General features: G+C 64.8%; 14 protein-coding genes and 2 riboswitches. Of the genes, 4 read left to right on the top strand and 10 right to left on the bottom strand.

Translation table 11 applies throughout. The annotated features are described in order from the left end of the window. Positions 1–82: 82 nt before the first annotated feature. A riboswitch (cobalamin riboswitch) is annotated at positions 83–281 on the bottom strand. A gap of 28 nt (positions 282–309) precedes the next feature. The 5 genes from APH30_RS05590 to lpxO all read right to left on the bottom strand — a co-directional run bounded on the left by APH30_RS05590 (position 310) and on the right by lpxO (position 6,136). Next, positions 310–1,482, bottom strand: coding sequence for a DUF1624 domain-containing protein (locus APH30_RS05590; RefSeq protein ID WP_054911909.1), 1,173 nt, complete (start codon positions 1,480–1,482; stop codon positions 310–312). Between the two features lie 137 nt (positions 1,483–1,619). After that, complete coding sequence (locus APH30_RS05585) at positions 1,620–3,746, bottom strand: TonB-dependent siderophore receptor (RefSeq protein ID WP_054911923.1); 2,127 nt, start codon at positions 3,744–3,746, stop codon at positions 1,620–1,622. A 110-nt stretch (positions 3,747–3,856) separates the two neighbouring features. Beyond that, positions 3,857–4,065: riboswitch (cobalamin riboswitch) on the bottom strand. A gap of 44 nt (positions 4,066–4,109) precedes the next feature. Continuing rightward, positions 4,110–4,679: a GNAT family N-acetyltransferase gene (locus APH30_RS05580; protein WP_054911908.1), complete on the bottom strand. Its 570-nt coding sequence runs from the start codon at positions 4,677–4,679 to the stop codon at positions 4,110–4,112. Between the two features lie 75 nt (positions 4,680–4,754). Next, on the bottom strand, positions 4,755–5,099 hold the full coding sequence (locus APH30_RS05575) for a carboxymuconolactone decarboxylase family protein (RefSeq protein ID WP_029884982.1): 345 nt from the start codon (positions 5,097–5,099) through the stop codon (positions 4,755–4,757). Positions 5,100–5,236: 137 nt separating this feature from the next. Continuing rightward, positions 5,237–6,136, bottom strand: coding sequence for a lipid A hydroxylase LpxO (gene lpxO / locus APH30_RS05570; RefSeq protein WP_029884983.1), 900 nt, complete (start codon positions 6,134–6,136; stop codon positions 5,237–5,239). Between the two features lie 159 nt (positions 6,137–6,295). On the opposite strand from lpxO, the gene thpR reads away from it, so the two are divergent. Then, positions 6,296–6,898, top strand: coding sequence for an RNA 2',3'-cyclic phosphodiesterase (thpR, locus tag APH30_RS05565; RefSeq protein WP_054911907.1), 603 nt, complete (start codon positions 6,296–6,298; stop codon positions 6,896–6,898). On the opposite strand, the gene APH30_RS05560 is transcribed toward thpR, so the two are convergent. Continuing rightward, positions 6,877–7,782: an AraC family transcriptional regulator gene (locus APH30_RS05560; protein WP_029884985.1), complete on the bottom strand. Its 906-nt coding sequence runs from the start codon at positions 7,780–7,782 to the stop codon at positions 6,877–6,879. The genes thpR and APH30_RS05560 overlap by 22 nt on opposite strands. Before the next feature lie 180 nt (positions 7,783–7,962). On the opposite strand from APH30_RS05560, the gene calA reads away from it, so the two are divergent. After that, a complete protein-coding gene (gene calA / locus APH30_RS05555; protein WP_054911906.1) occupies positions 7,963–9,015 on the top strand; it encodes a vanillin reductase in 1,053 nt (350 codons plus the stop codon). A 67-nt stretch (positions 9,016–9,082) separates the two neighbouring features. Here calA and APH30_RS05550 read toward each other — a convergent pair whose 3' ends face one another. Further along, positions 9,083–10,399, bottom strand: coding sequence for a hypothetical protein (locus APH30_RS05550; protein ID WP_054911905.1), 1,317 nt, complete (start codon positions 10,397–10,399; stop codon positions 9,083–9,085). A gap of 202 nt (positions 10,400–10,601) precedes the next feature. On the opposite strand from APH30_RS05550, the gene APH30_RS05545 reads away from it, so the two are divergent. After that, positions 10,602–11,801: a sugar transporter gene (locus APH30_RS05545; protein WP_054911904.1), complete on the top strand. Its 1,200-nt coding sequence runs from the start codon at positions 10,602–10,604 to the stop codon at positions 11,799–11,801. A gap of 52 nt (positions 11,802–11,853) precedes the next feature. On the opposite strand, the gene APH30_RS05540 is transcribed toward APH30_RS05545, so the two are convergent. Genes APH30_RS05540 through APH30_RS05530 form a run of 3 tightly spaced genes read right to left on the bottom strand, consistent with a single transcriptional unit; the run spans position 11,854 to position 14,290 of the window. Continuing rightward, complete coding sequence (locus tag APH30_RS05540; protein ID WP_009683966.1) at positions 11,854–12,438, bottom strand: LysE family translocator; 585 nt, start codon at positions 12,436–12,438, stop codon at positions 11,854–11,856. Positions 12,439–12,487: 49 nt separating this feature from the next. Then, positions 12,488–13,318, bottom strand: coding sequence for an AraC family transcriptional regulator (locus tag APH30_RS05535; protein ID WP_009683965.1), 831 nt, complete (start codon positions 13,316–13,318; stop codon positions 12,488–12,490). A gap of 48 nt (positions 13,319–13,366) precedes the next feature. After that, positions 13,367–14,290: a LysR family transcriptional regulator gene (locus tag APH30_RS05530; protein WP_009683964.1), complete on the bottom strand. Its 924-nt coding sequence runs from the start codon at positions 14,288–14,290 to the stop codon at positions 13,367–13,369. 104 nt (positions 14,291–14,394) lie between these two features. Here APH30_RS05530 and APH30_RS05525 point away from each other — a divergent pair, with 104 nt between their 5' ends. Next, the gene (locus APH30_RS05525) at positions 14,395–15,048 is read left to right on the top strand and encodes an oxygen-insensitive NAD(P)H-dependent nitroreductase NfsB (protein ID WP_054911903.1); all 654 of its coding nucleotides are present in this window, start codon (positions 14,395–14,397) and stop codon (positions 15,046–15,048) included. Positions 15,049–15,384 lie beyond the last annotated feature (336 nt).

The raw sequence follows: 15,384 nt of genomic DNA, 5'->3' as shown, positions 1-15,384 counted from the left end.
ACGGAATGAACGCACGGACAGACATCGCCGCGCCCTTGCCAGCGGCAAAGGCAACACAATGGCCAATCCCGGGCACCCCGCCGGTTGGTGAATGTTGGCCGGCAGGTCTCCTGACTGGTGCGTCACGGCCCGGCTCCGGCCTTCCCGGGTAGTACACCCAGTGGCGTCGATGGAGCAGGCTCGGCACTTACAGTTGCGGGGGCAGTTCCGTTTGGCCCGTGTTGGCGGGCCGGGGATTCCCTATTGATTCCGTGATGGAAACCGGCGGCCCGCATGGTAGACCATCGCGCCGCCGGGTGAAAACGCTTTTCAGAAGTACTTCAGCCAGCGGATGTCGCGCCGCCGCTGTTTCAGCCGGGCGAACCAGTGCACCGGCCGGTACAGCGAAGCCGCCAGCAACAGCGCCACGCACCATACCGCCGCGACGCCGTCGAAGCCGAAATAGCTGCCGTGGTTGTTGCCGAACAGCGCCACGCAGGCCAGGTACAGCAGCTTCAGCACATACAGGTGCAGCAGGTAGAGGAACATCGGCGCTGCACCGAACACCGCCAGGGCGCTGATCCAGCGGGCCTGGCCGGCGCGCTCGAATGCGCGCAGCAACAGCAGGCCGCAGCCCAGGGTCAGTGCCAGGAACAACAGCGAAGGCGGGTACTTGGTGAGGTTGAAGAAGCTCATCAGGGTGTGTGTGAACGTGGGGTAGCTGCTCCACGCGGCTTCGCCATAGCCGTTGAACACGCGCAGCACGAAAAAGCCCAGCAGCGCCAGCAGCCCGCCAAGCAGCAGGCAGCGCTGACGTGGCCCGGCCTGGCTGCCGCGGGCGAACCATGGCCCAAGGCAGTAGCCCAGGGCGATCACCCCGATCCACGGCAGTACCGGGTAGGACGTGCGCAGCCGCAGCGTGTCGGACAACGTCAGCCAGCCGCGGTCATGCAGAATCGCCCAGGGCACGTGCAGGGCAGACTCCGGGGCAAAGTGCAGGCTGTCGAGCAGGTTATGCCCGGCAATGATGACGGCACTCAGGCCGAGCAGCGCCGGGCGTGGCAGCCACACCAGCAACGACAGGGCGAGCATGCTGATGCCGATGGCCCAGATCACCTGCAGGTAGATCACCGTGGGCGGCAGCTGGAACGTCCAGGCAAAGTTGACCAGGGTGAACTCCAGCGCCACCAGAAACAGCCCGCGCTTGAACAGGAACGCCGCGACATCGCCACGGCCCTGGCGCTTTTCGCCATACAGCCAGGCCGAGAGCCCGGTCAGCAGCACGAACACCGGCGCGCACAGGTGCGCCAGGGTACGGCTGGCGAACAGTGCCGGCTCGGTGGTATCGATGGCCATCGGGTCGCTGACCTGGCGGTGCAGGAAGAAGGTTTCGCGCACGTGGTCCAGGAGCATGAACAGGATTACCAGACCGCGCAGGGCGTCGATGCTCTGCAGGCGCTGGTTGAGTTGGGTGGGGGTGGGGCTGGCGCTGGCGCTTGTCATGGAGGGTCGCTGGTGAAAAAAAGTCTGAATGAAATGTTATGTTATATCCATATGGTCATGGACGGGTAGGTTTTTTGCTCAGCGCCGGATTGGCTTGTCGCGGTGAAGCTGCGCTACGCCAACCCGGGCTGCTCACTTCAGAAGCTGTAGTCCAGCGTTGCAAAGTAGGAGCGTGGCGTTCCCATCAGCCATTGCTGGCCGCTGAACGCCGCCTGCACATATTCGCGGTCGAACAGGTTGTTCACCTGCAACCCCAGTTTCACCTGCGGCAGAACCTGCCAGCCGATCGTGGCGTCGACCACGGTATAGCCTGGGGCGCTCTGGGTATTGGCGTTATCGGCGTAACGTTCATCCACATAGCGCGCGCCCACCCCCACCTCGATCTGCTGGCCAATACCTTTGCTCAGCCACAGGTTGGCAGTGCGCCGAGGCACGTTGGCCGGGCGGTTGCCGGCACGGTCCTGCACCGCTGCGCCCACCTGTTCGTCAAACGCGTCATACCGGGCGCGCAGCAGCGCTGCGTTGGCAGACACCCGCCACTGGTGGGCCAGCGCCAGTTCCACGGTTGCCTCCAGCCCATCCGACGTCTGCTGGCCAGCCTGTTGGGGCTGGTGCGTGAGGGGGTCGTCTACCAGCAGCTTCTGCTTGACGATGTGGTAGGCCGCCAAGGTCCATTCGCCATCCCCGTCCCAGAAACGTTGCTTGAGGCCCACCTCGGTCTGTTTCGCCTGGGTGAGGTCGTAGTGCATCTGGTTGGGGCTGAGGCTTATCAGGTTGTTGACTCCATCCTCGCTGGTGGAGTACTGGCCATACAGCGACAGCGCGTCACTGAGTGCATACACCAGCCCCGCACGCCAGTTGCCACCTTGCAGGCTGCGGTCGCTGCGGCTGGCATTGGTCAGGTTGTCGCGGTCGATGTGGTGCTGGTCGCGGCGCACCCCGGTCACCAGCGAGAGGCGCTCAGTGAGTTGCAGGCGGTTTTCGCCGAACAGGGCAAAGGTATGGGTGGTGGACAGGCTTTGCGGGCGCAGCGGCGACCCGCTGTGGAATACGCCCGGCTGCGGCTGCCACGGGTCGATGTAGTCACCGCCTACGTCGTTGTAGGGGCTGTTGCTGTCGACGTTGAAGCGCACCTTGTTGTACTCGGCGCCGAGCACGGTTCTGCTGGCCAGGCCGAACAGCGAATGGTCGAGGGTGAAGGTCTGGCGGTCGCCGAACTGCTCCTGGTCGTGCTTGATTTCCAGGTAGCTGCCGCGCAGCAACTGCTGGCGCCCGGCGTCCCATTCATACTGCTCGGCGTTGCGCCAATGGCGGCGGCTACTGATGTAGTACAGCTGGTTGCTGGCGCTGAGGTGGTCGTTGAGTGCCCAGTCGGTGGTCAGGCGGGTCCACTGGTCGTGGTAGCGCTGCACGTCGTTCTGCAGGTTGTAGTTTTTCTTGCGCAGGCTGCTGCGGTAATGGCCGTCGATCAGCGGCGTCCCGTAGTAGTTGGCAGGCTGCGCCGCACCGCGCTCATGGGCCAGGGTAAAGCTGAGGTCGTCACTGGCATCGAAGCGCAGGGCCGCGCTGAGCGCCAGGCTGCGTGAGAGGGTGCGGTCCACCCAGCCATTGCCGGCTTGCTGGTTCAGCGTCAGGCGATAGCTCAGGCGCTCGCTGAGGATGCCACCGCTGTCCAGGCCGAGTTGCTGGCGGTCCCAGCTGCCATACCCAAGCCGCAGCTGGTTGCGCACCGTACCGGCAACCGGTTTTTTCGGGATGACGTTGACCACCGCGCCGGTGGCGCCTTCGCCGTAGAGCACCGATGCCGGGCCGCGAAGCACATCGATACGTTCGACCATCCACGGGTCGACCGGGAAGGTCTGGGTGCCGGCTCCGGTGAACAGGCGGGCCCCATCGAACAAGGTCATGACCGAGCCGTGCCCGGCAAAGCCACGGGCGGACAGGCCGGTGCCACCGTCGCCGGGGGAGCCGATGAAGGTAATGCCTGGCGAGCGGGTTACGGCATCCTGCACGGTCAGGTTGTTGCGCTGCTGGATCTGCTCGGCGCTGATGCTGCTGGTACTGGCTGGCGTTTCCAGGGCGCTGAGCCCCAGGCGCGAGCCGGCCTGGGTCGGCGTGGCCAAGTCGCTGGCATGGCTGTCGAGGGTGTCGGTGATGGCCGTGGAGGGCAATGCCAGGGGCTGCGGGCCGCGGTCATCGGCCAGGGCCGGGAGCGTGACGGCCAGGCAGGCCGCCAGGGGGTGAAGCTTGAACATACGGGACATGTCGTTCCACTGCTGCAGGAATGAATGGATCCCGGTGGAAAACACGCAAAGGAGGGCTCCGTACAGGCAGGCGCGCGCACGGATACCGGCCTGCGCCCGCCCACCGCGGGGTGCCAAGTGAAGCCTCAGGCCGGTCTCCGGGCTTGCGAGGGGCATGAAACCTTCACCTTCCCATGCCTGAGCACAGTGGTATCTCGAAGGGTTCGCTCACTTACCGTTGCGGGGGCAGCGCCGGACTTGTCGTGATCAACACGACGCACCGGCTTCCCGTTTCACCCTGCGCGCGGCGGCGTAGGGCACCTGAAACTGGCGCGCATCTGAGCACCTGGCGGTGCCTTCGTCAAGGCAGATCGTGAAGAACGATCAGCGCCCACGCCGCCGCGAAACCCGGGCTTCGATATTCTTGCGCCCGATCAGCAGCGGCGGCTTCTCTGCCACTGGCTCATCGGCCAGCCACTTGTACATCACCAGGCAGTCCACCAGCCCCAGCCGGGCATGGCGATAGGCCTTGGGCAGCCGGCCAACCGTTTCGAACCCCAGCTTGTGCCACAGGGCGACTGCCACTTCATTGGTGGCCACCACCGAGTTGAACTGCAGGGCCAGAAAGCCTTCCTGGCGCGCCAGTTTCTGCGAGTGCTCGCACATCAATCTGGCCACGCCGCGCCCGCGCGCTTGGGCGCAGACCATGTAGCCGCAATTGCCGACATGCGCACCGGGTCCTGCCGCATTGGGCTTGAGGTAGTACGAGCCCAGCAGTTGACCCTCTTCTTCGGCCAGCATGGTGCGCAAAGGCAGCTCCAGCCACAGGTGGCGGGCCTGTTCGAAGCTCAGGGCCGGGTCGTAGGCATAGGTTTCGCAGGCCTGGACAGTGGCCTGGAAAGTGGGCCAGAAGCGCTCGAAGTCTTCGGCCGTCATGGGGCGGATGTGGATCATGCGGGTTCCTGCGCGGGTTGAGCCGCCCAGTCTGCGGGGCACGGCGCCGTCGCGCAAGGGCGGCGCCGTTCGGGTTCAACCGTTGGCCTTGCCCACTGCATCCAGGGCCCTGGCCGAGTAGACCAGCGCGGCACCCGCGTTCATCGCCACCGCCACACCCAACGCCTCGGCAATCTCCTCACGGGTGGCGCCATGCTTCACCGCTTGCTGCGAATGCACGGCGATACAGCCGTCGCAACGGGTGGTTACCGCCACGGCCAGGGAGATCAGTTCGCGGGTCTTGGCGTCCAGATGACCGGTTTTGGCCCCGGCGCCGCTGGCGGTCATGTAGCCGGCCACGGTGTCGGGGGAAAGTTGCTTCAGATCGCCGATGCCGGCCATCAACTGCTTTCGGTAGGCATCCCAGTCCATCATGCTCATCGTCGTCACCTTGGGGTGGTTGCGAATGGAGCTTTCAGGCTAGTCGAAGCGTGGCGAACGTGCGGCTTGTACTTTGGTGCATGCCCAGTCATGCCTTTGGCTGCACCATCTGCACAGGCCGCTGGCAACACACGGGCTCAGATGTAGATGAACACCAGCAGCAACGCTGCCACCACCGCCCACTTCTCCAGGTAGTAGCGCGTGCGATTGCGCTTTTTCAGCGCCTTGCCGCGTTCCCGGATCTTGTAGATCCGGGTGAACAGCCGGTTGATGCCGCCGGTCTTGTCTCCGGCGGTGTTGGGGGCTGCGGCAGCCGCCATGACATTGCGGCTGAACCAGCGGTTGAACGCGCTGGCCCAGCGGTACTTGAGCGGGCGTTCGACATCGCAGAACAGAATGATGCGGTTGTGCTCGGTATTGTTGGCCGCGTAGTGGATGTAGGTTTCATCGAAAACTACCCCTTCACCGTCGCGCCAAGAGTATTTCTCGCCGTCTACATCGATGTAGCAGGCGTCGTCGTTCGGTGTGTCCAGGCCCAGGTGGTAGCGGTAGGAGCCGGCATACGGGTCACGGTGGCGCACCAGCTTGGCCCCCGGTGGCAGGGTGGCGAACATGGCCGCCTTGACCGTGCCGATGCCTTGCAGCAGTTCGGTGGTGCGTGGGCACAGGGCCATCGCCGACGGGTGGCTTTCGCCGTACCACTTCAGGTAAAAGCGCTTCCAGCCGGTTTTGAAGAACGAGTTGAAGCCCACGTCGTCGTAGTTGTCGGACTTCTTGATTTCGCCTACCTGCAGCAGTTGCCGGCCTTCTTCGCGAATTTCCTGCCAGTGCTCCTGCAGCGGTTTCAGTTCGGGAAAGGCCTCGACGGGCAGGTACGGTTTGGCCGGGTGTTTTGAAAACAGGTACAGAAAACTGTTGATCGGGGCCAGAAAGCTGGAGTGATCGCCCAGTTGGCGGGTCAGCTTGTGACGGACCCGACCGCGCAGGTGAACGTACGCGATCGAGAGAACGAAGAGGAGGACGAGTGCAATTTTCATGGACGGTTACTTGTCGAAAATAAGGCCATGCGCCATGGCATAAGCCCGCCAGCATAAACAATCATGTGGGCAGTTTGTACTTATTGTTACGAAACCGTGGGCCGACATTGGTGTAATGCCCTACAGTCGTGCGCAAACGTTTCATGCCCAGGAGTCACCATGGTCCATGATGTACGCCCCAGCGGCAGCCCGTTCAAACGGCTGTTTTTCGCCTTGCCGGTCAGCGATGTCCAGCGCCGCGCTCTGGCCCAGTTCCGTCGCGGCCTGAACCTGCGCAGCGGCAAACCGGTGCCGGCCGCCAACTTTCATGTCACGTTGCTGTTCCTGGGCGATGTGGATGCCGCCCTGGTGCCGGCGATCTGTGCGGCGGTCGATCAACTGGCGCTGCCGGGCAGGGTACCCCGGTTGACACTTGACCGCTTGCAGGTGTGGCAGCGCTCCAGCGCCCTGGTACTGGAGGCGCAGCAGGTACCAGCAGCGCTGATGCGCCTGGTGTACGGCCTGCAGCAGGCGCTGCTGCCTTTTGCCGGGCAAGCTGACAAGCGCGACTACCGCCCGCACCTGACGCTTGCCAGGGATTATCGCGGCGATTTGCCAGAGGCCGGCAGTGCGCCGGCGTTTTTCCTCGGCGCCCCGCACTTCACGTTGTATGAATCGCGCAAGGGCGCCTACTGGCCGTTGGCGCAATGGCCACTGGCGCCCTCAAGTGCCACGCCTGGTGACTGCCCGCCGCCCTTCAGTCAAACCGGCAAGCTCTGGTAAGGCAGTTCATCCCCTGGGCTGCGTTCGAACTGGCGCTTGTATTCGCGGCTGAACTGCGACGTGCTCTGGTAGCCCACCCGGTGCGCCGTCTGGGCTACACCCAGGCCTTCGCCGATCAGCATTTGCTGGGCCTTGAGCAACCGCAGGCGTTTGAGGTATTGCATGGGCGCCATGTCGGTGCAGCGCTTGAAGTGTTCGTGAAAGGTCGAAACACTCATGTTGGCCCGCGCCGCGAGCGCCTCCACGCTCAGGGGCTCGCTATAGTGCTCGCGCAAGTGGGCGAGGGCGGCGCCGATACGGGCAAAGTGCCCTTGTTGTTCCACCAGCGCCCGCAACACCCCAGCCTGCGGGCCGCGCAGCGCGGTGTAGAGTACTTCACGCACCCTCGCCGGGCCCAGAACTTTGGCATCCAGTGGGTCCTGCAGGCACTGCAGCAGGCGCTCCACACTGTCGCGCATGGGCGCATCCAGTGCTGCGGAAGTCATCGATTGCGGTGTTTGCGCCTGCACGGCAGGGTCTGGCGCCAGGTCCATGCTTTGTACCAGTTCACCCAACACGCCACGGTCGATGTCCACCGCCACGCCCAACAACGGCGCCTCGCGGGTGGCGAAGGTTTCACACATGAAGGGCACCGACAACGCCTGCACCAGGTAGTGGCCGGCACCGTACTCAAGGGTGCGTGGACCCAGGCGCGCCAGCTTGCTGCCCTGGGCCAGGATCATCAGGCTGGGCTCGTAGATCTGCGGGCTGCTGGCGACATAGTGGTCCCAGCTCAGTACTTGCACCTGTGGCAGGTGCGTAGGCACGAAGCCCGGGCGCGTGGCCAGGCAGCGGATCAGGGCGCAGAGGGGCGCATTGGCATCGACGTGGCGGGTCAGTTGCATGATGAACCAGGGCAGAGGATCAGACAGCCTAATGATCGCAGATTGACGGTATCGCGCCAGTAGCACAAAGGCAGGTTCGGAGAATCAGGCATGCATGCCGGAGAATCAGCCGTGGGCGCGAGGGCGAATGGTGGGCACAATTGCCCCACTGAATCGTTTCATTCTACAGCGAGGTCCAGCATGTATACCGCCATCGGTTACGCCGCCCAAACCCCTACCAGCCCCCTGGCGCCCATGACCTTCGAGCGCCGCAGCCCGCGCCCGGACGATGTCGCCATCGAGATCCTGTACTGTGGCGTGTGCCACTCCGACATCCACCAGGCGCGCAACGAATGGGGCATTGCCGTCTACCCGCTGATGCCTGGCCACGAAATCATCGGCCGCGTCACCGCCACGGGCGAACAGGTCACCGCCTACAAGGTAGGTGACCTGGTAGGCGTGGGTTGCATGGTCGACTCCTGCCGCCACTGCGAGGCGTGCGCCAAGGACCTGGAGCAATACTGCCAGCAGGGCCCGACCATGACCTACGCCACCCCGGACCGGGTCGACGGCAGCAACACCATGGGCGGCTACTCCAGCAGCATCGTGGTCAGCGAGCACTTCGTGCTGCGCATTCCGGCCGGCATGGACCTGTCCAGCGCCGCGCCGATCCTGTGCGCCGGTATCACCACCTATTCGCCGCTCAAGCACCACGGTGTCGGCCCAGGGCACAAGGTCGGCATCCTGGGCATGGGCGGGCTGGGCCACATGGGCATCAAGCTGGCCAAGGCGCTGGGCGCAGAAGTGACCTTGTTCACCCGCTCCCAGGCCAAGGCCGAAGAAGCGCGGCGCCAGGGCGCCGACCATGTGATCGTGTCCACCGATGCCGAGCAGATGCGCGCTGCGGCCGACCGTTTCGATTTCCTGCTCGATACCATTCCGGTGCAGCACGACCTGAACCCGTACCTGGAAACGCTGAAGTTCGACGGGGTGCACATTCTGGTCGGCCTGATCGAGCCGATCGACCCGGCCGTGCATGCGGCCAACCTGGTCATGAAGCGTCGGGTGCTGGCGGGGTCGTTGATTGGTGGTATCGCCGAGACCCAGGAAGTGCTGGACTTCTGCGCCGAACACGATATCCGTTGCGATATCGAGATGCTGGACATCCGCAATATCAACCAGGCGTACGAGCGCATGATCGCCGGTGACGTGAAATACCGGTTCGTGATCGACATGGCCACGCTGCAGGCCTGATCGGGGCCTGCGTCGGCCGCTGGGCGGGCAAGCCGCGAAGGGCCGGCGCTGGCCGGGGCAGGCTCGGCTACCAGGCCAGCGGTTTGTCCCAGCCCTTCCAGAACAGCCACCGGCGCACCTCCCCATGCGCGCCGGTACCGATCTGCCACGCCGGCCGGCCGCTGTCGAGGGCAATCTCCGCCACAATCCCGGCATGGCTGGCGGCCACCAGGGTACGCCCGTCGGCGCTGATGTCCATGGCGCTGATGGTCGAGCCCAGGTAGTGCTGCCAATGCTCCTGGCCATCTTCGCCAAAGGCCCGCAGGTAGCCGTAGGCATCACCGATGATGTATTCGCCAGCGCGAGCCACCCCGGCATAGACACGCGCGCCATCCTGCACCAGTGGGGTGCGCGGGTCCTGGCTGTAGTAATCGGTGCGCAGCCCCGGCAGGTCGGCTACCCGTACCGCCAGCGTGGCACCGCTGTAGAAGTGACAGGCGTTGAGGAGCAACTGGTCACCCCGCTGGTTGAACAGCGCGAAATGCGGGTATTCGCTGCCGGGACCAATCTCGGCCACCAACCTGAGCCGGTCGTCCAGCACCAGGTGCCGGCTGCTTTGCTCACCCACCACGACCCAGCGGCCATCGGCCGACACCGCGCCGTGCTCCATGCTCAGCCCGAGGCTGATGTCCTCCGGCTCGGTGCCTTCGGCCAGGGCGTCGAGTACCCGCGCCTGGTGGGGCAGCAGGCGGGTTGCGCCGTCGCTGGCCAACACGAAGGTGCCATCGGCACTGACCAGCAGCACGCGTTGGCCGTCCGGGAAAGGGATCAATGCGGTGGGCGCGGGTGGCAGGTCGAACGGCTCGAACGGGTAGCCGGCCGGCAACCCTTCCAGGCCGGTCGGCCAGGCCAGGCGCTGTACCTGTGGGCCGCCCCAGCCAGCGGTCACCCGGACGCCTTCGGCATTGCCCAGGGCAAAGTAGCGACGGGCCGGGCAGCGGCCGAAGTACTCGACGCCGATCACCGGGGTGACCCCATGGTGATCGATACGCAGCACCTGGCCTTTTTCGTGCGGCATGCCGATGCGCGCCAGCAGGCTACCGTCGCCCAGCAGCAGGACATTGCTGATGCCCTGGCCATGCTCATCGAGCAACGGCACCAGCGGTTGGTGGGCAGGCGGCCAGGCTTGGCGGAAGGCTTGGCGTTGCTGCTCACTGCAGCCCGGGCGGTTGGCTGCCTGTAAGGCTGCCAGCCAGGCGTCGAGCAGGTGGTCGGTCGCGGGCACTTGTGGCTCTTGAAGATTGTCCCAGCCTTGGGCGCGGCCTTGTGCGACGTAGTCGTTGACGGCCTGGGCATAGGCGATGACCGCCTGCTGCCATTGCTGCTGGGGGTACTGCTTGTCCATGAGTGGATCGGGCTCCTTGCTGCAACGTGTTTCACTTCAAGTGGGCATGGTACTCCTTATGCCCGACTTGCGGTTGTTGGCCCCGGGTGTGACGCGTACCATGCCGGCATTCCTATTCATGACAATGCGTACGTCGGCAACCCCGTAAACGGGGGCCCTGGCGCGCGACCTGTTGCTTTTTCACGGAGACTCTCTTTCTACAATGAACGGACCTGTACCCAGCCACCTGCCACCCGGCACGGGCAGCGGCAGTTGGCTTAGCGTCATCGCCTTGGCCCTGGCGGCCTTCATTTTCAATACCACCGAATTCGTTCCGGTGGCGCTGCTCAGTGACATTGGCGGCAGCTTCGACATGAGCACTGCCCAGGTCGGCCTGATGCTGACCATCTATGCCTGGGTGGTTGCGCTGGCGTCTCTGCCGATGATGCTGCTGACCCGCAACATCGAACGGCGGCGCTTGCTGTTGTTGGTGTTCATGGTGTTCATCGTCAGCCACTTGTTGTCCTGGCTGTCGCAAAGCTTCGCCATGCTGCTGGTCAGTCGCATCGGCATTGCCCTGGCGCATGCAGTGTTCTGGGCCATTACCGCTTCGCTGGCGGTGCGCGTGGCGCCGCCCGGGCAGCAGGCCAAGGCGTTGGGCCTGCTGGCCACCGGCACCACCCTGGCCATGGTGCTTGGCATCCCGCTCGGGCGTGTGGTGGGCGAGGCACTGGGCTGGCGCATCACCTTCCTCAGCATTGCCGTGGTAGCGCTGGCGACCATGGTGTGCCTGATGAAGTCATTGCCGCTGCTGCCCAGTCAGAACTCCGGGTCGTTACGCAGCCTGCCGGTCCTGTTCAGGCGCCCGGCGCTGGTCATCACCTACCTGCTGGTGACCCTGGTGATTACTGCGCAATTCACCGCGTACAGCTATATCGAGCCATTCGCTCTGCACGTGGCGCAGATCGGCGGCGAGCGCACCACGCTGTTGCTGTTGCTGTTCGGGGGGGCAGGGGTACTGGGTTCAGTGTTGTTCAGCCGCTACAGCGACCGCTTCCCGCAGGGTTTCCTGTTGGGCTCGATGGGGGTGTTGGCGGCGTGCCTGCTGTTGCTATTACCACTGTCAGGCAACTTTTACGTGTTCGCGGTGCTGAGCATGTTGTGGGGGGTAGCGATCCTCAGCTTCAGCCTGGCGTTGCAGTCCAGGACCTTGAAGCTGGCGTCTGATGCGACCGACGTGGCCATGGCGCTGTTCTCGGGTATCTACAACATCGGCATCGGGGGTGGGGCCCTGCTGGGCAGCATTGTCAGCAGCCGGCTGGATGTGGCGTACATCGGCCTGGTGGGTGGCAGTGTGGCGGTGGTCGGGTTGTTGCTGGCCGTGGCCAGCGCCCGGCGCTTGCGAGAGGCATTACCGCACTGACCGGTCAGGCCCTGCGATGGGCTGCGCGGCAGCCCAAACCGGTGGGAGGGCGTCAGGCCAGCACAGCCGCCCATGCTGAAATCAGCAAAAGCCCCGCCAACAGTTGGTTGAACACCCGTAACCGCTGCGGCGCCTGCAACCAGCGGGCGCTGCCTGCCCCCAGTACCGCCCATGCCCCCATGCACGGCAGGGCAACCAGGCAGAACACCAACGCCAGCTGCCATACCGGTAACCTGGGGGCGGCAAACACCCCCACCACCGCCACGGCCATCAACCACACTTTAGGGTTGACCGCCTGCAGCAAGGCGGCGCTGAGGGCGCTGAAGCCTTGCGCCGTACCCGCGTGCAGCGGTGCTCCGGCACTGCGCAGCATTTTCCACGCCAGCCCGCTCAACCACAGCGCTCCGGCCCAGCTCATCAGTTGCTGTGCCAGTGGGTGGCGCAGCAACAGCTCGCCCAGCCCCAGGCCCACCAGCAGCACAATCGTCGCTGCCGTGCAGCAGGCCGCCAGGATCGGCAACAGGCTGGCCCGTACGCCCAGGCGGGCGCCGTGCGCCAGGATCAACAGGTTGGTTGGCCCCGGGCTGAGGCTGGCGACCAAAGCAAACAGGATGAAGGGCAGCATCGACTGAGACATGGGAACGCTCCAGAGCATCAAAGCCCCATGCTCGCTGTTGCCAAGCGGTTCAGTCTGGAAGGTTTGAGCAGCGCCTGCGGTAGTCGGCCGGCGTCAGCTGGTAGGCACGGCGAAACCAGCGGCCCAAATGGCTCTGGTCGGCAAAGCCCAAGGCCACGGCCACTTGCGCCGAGCTCTGGCCTTGGGCGAGCAGCCGCCGCGCCCGGGTCAGGCGCAGCTGGATGAGGTAGGCATGCGGGGCAATGCCGAAGGCGGCCTTGAACGCCCGGGTGAGGCGAAAACGGTCGATGCCGCAGGCCTGGGCCAGGTCGTCGAGGCCGATGTCACGTTCCAGGTTGGCATGCAGGTAGTCCCGCGCGCGCTGCGCGCTCAGCGGCAGGCGCGGGTCGGGGTTGATGCGCCGGCGCCAGTGCAGGTGGCAGGTCAGGCGGGCAAGCAGTTCGTCGGTGGCGGTTTGCCGGACGATGCGCAAGTCCTGGTCGTGAACCGCGCGGAAGGCGAGGGCGGTAGCGCTTGCCAAACGTTGGTCATGGCAAAGGGTGTCGGCAAAGCTCGGCAGGCTGCCGCCCGGCGCGTGCTCGAACAGCGACCGCAATTGCTGGTCGAGCCAGAGCGGGTCCAGGTACAACGTGGAGTAGGTGAAGCCTTCCTCGGTGGGGGCCAGGCCATCGTGGATATCGCCAGGCTCGAGCAAGAACACCTGCCCGGGTGTGCTGCGGTGGCGCACCCGACGGCAATTGAACTGCTGCACCCCCTGTTCGGTGACGCCCACCAGAAAGCTGTCGTGCCAGTGCGGGTCGTAGGCATGCCCGACAAAATGCGCCCGCACCGACTCGATGCCGGTGTCGGCGTCCTGCTTGAAGTCTATCCAGTTGCTCATGGGGGCATGCCGCCGATTCAAAACGCCAACCTAGCGTAACGGTTGAGTTCAGTCTGGAACAATTGTGCAGCCGCTGGCCAGTGCCGGTTCACGCAGCGCCTCGAAGCGCTCGCGTAGCCACAGGTGCAGTTGGGTTACCGCCGGGGTGAGCTGTTTGCGATGCGGGCAAACCAGCGTGACCGGGGTCGATTCGCCGAGCAGTCCGGGGAGAACGACCTCCAGTTCGCCGGTGGCAATGTTGGCGCTGACGTCCAGCCACGACTTGTACACGATACCTTCACCCTGTACGGCCAAACGGCGGATGACGTCGGCGTCGTCGCTGACCAGCGGTCCGCGCACCTGCACGGTGCGGTTGCCCAGTTGCCATTTGTCGTACACCCGGTTGTGCTGCATGTACAACAGGCATGCATGCTGCTGCAGCGCATCGGGGGTGAGTGGGCGGCCGTGCCGGGCCAGGTAGTCGGGCGAGGCGACCAGCACCCGGCGGTTCCAGGCAGCCAGCGGCAGGGCGATGTAGTTGGCGTCCTGGTTGTGGCCATAGCGGATGGCCACGTCTACCGGGTCACGGTTGAGGTCGGCGATCTGGTCAGAGAGAAAGAAGCGCACCTGCAACGCCGGGTGCTCGCGGCGGAAGGCGCTGAGCCATGGCAACAGCATGTTGCGGCCCATGTCGGAGGGCGCCGACACCTGCAGCGTACCGCGCAGGGTGTCAGGGTTGCCATGCAGGTCTTCGTGGCCCTGGCGCAGGCTCTCCAGCACATTCAGTGCGGTCGGCAGGTAGCGCTCGCCCTCTGCGGTCAGGCGCAGGCTGCGGGTAGTGCGGGCGAACAGACGCACGTCCAGGTCGCGCTCCAGGCGCTTGATGGCCGCAGCCACCTGGCCAGGCAGCAAGCCCGCTTCGTGGGCAGCGGCGGTGAAGCTGCCCAGCACGCTGCTACGGGCGAACAGCTCAAGGTCTGCGATGCGCAGCATTTTCACTCCAGGGCCGAAAGTGTTGCTGCATTGTGCCGGTTTTTCTTTTCTGCAGGAAAGATAAGATGAGCGGCAAATTCACTGCTCATACCTGGAGTCGTTGCATGGATACCGTCTCGTTGGCCAAGCGCCGTTACACCACCAAAGCCTACGATGCCTCACGCCGTATTCCCCAGGCCACGGTCGATGCCTTGCTCGAGCAACTGCGCCACAGCCCGTCCTCGGTCAATTCCCAGCCCTGGCACTTCATCGTCGCCGACGGCGCCGAAGGCAAGGCCCGCCTGGCCAAGAGCACCTCACAGGGCTTCGCCTACAACACACCGAAGCTGCTCGATGCTTCGCACGTGATCGTGTTCTGCACCCGTACCGAAATGACGGAAGCGCACCTGGACAGCGTGCTGGACCAGGAGGCCGCCGACGGGCGCTTCCGGGACGACCAGGCGCGCGCGGCGCAAAACCAGAGCCGCCGTCACTACGTTGACCTGCACCGCTTCGATCTGAAGGACGTGCAGCACTGGATGGAGAAACAGACCTACCTGGCCCTGGGCACGGCGTTGCTGGGTGCTGCGGCGCTGGGGCTGGATGCCACGCCCATTGAAGGTTTCGACAGCAAGCTGCTGGATGCCGAACTGGGCTTGCGCGAGCGGGGGTTCACCAGCGTGGTGATGCTCTGCCTGGGCTATCGCAGTGAGGCCGACTTCAATGCCGGCCTGGGCAAGTCGCGCTTGCCGGCAGCGCAGGTATTCACCTTCCTGTAAGCGCGGCAGCCGGGTAATGCCCGTCAGTCAAGCCCTGGTGGCAGCCATTGGGCTGCTTTGCAGCCCATCGCCGGCAAGCCAGCTCTCATAGAACAGTACATAACTTATTGATTTAGCGGGGGCTTTGTGGGAGCGGGCGTGCCCGCGAACACCGGCGTAGCCGGTGCCTGCCACCGCGTCGCCTGCTTCGCGGGCACGCCCGCTCCCACACAGGCCGCGTCGCGGTTACGAATCGAGTTCTCTGTGCGACAGCGCAGCCCGTAGGGCTGTGTGATCTCCCACAGGGACCGCGCAACAGACGGGTTACCACAAGGCTGCCGATGCCGCAGCCAGTAC

Origin of the sequence: Pseudomonas sp. NBRC 111127 (assembly GCF_001320345.1) — a bacterium.
GTDB lineage: Bacteria > Pseudomonadota > Gammaproteobacteria > Pseudomonadales > Pseudomonadaceae > Aquipseudomonas > Aquipseudomonas juntendi.
This window is presented reverse-complemented; position numbering and strand designations above follow the sequence as displayed.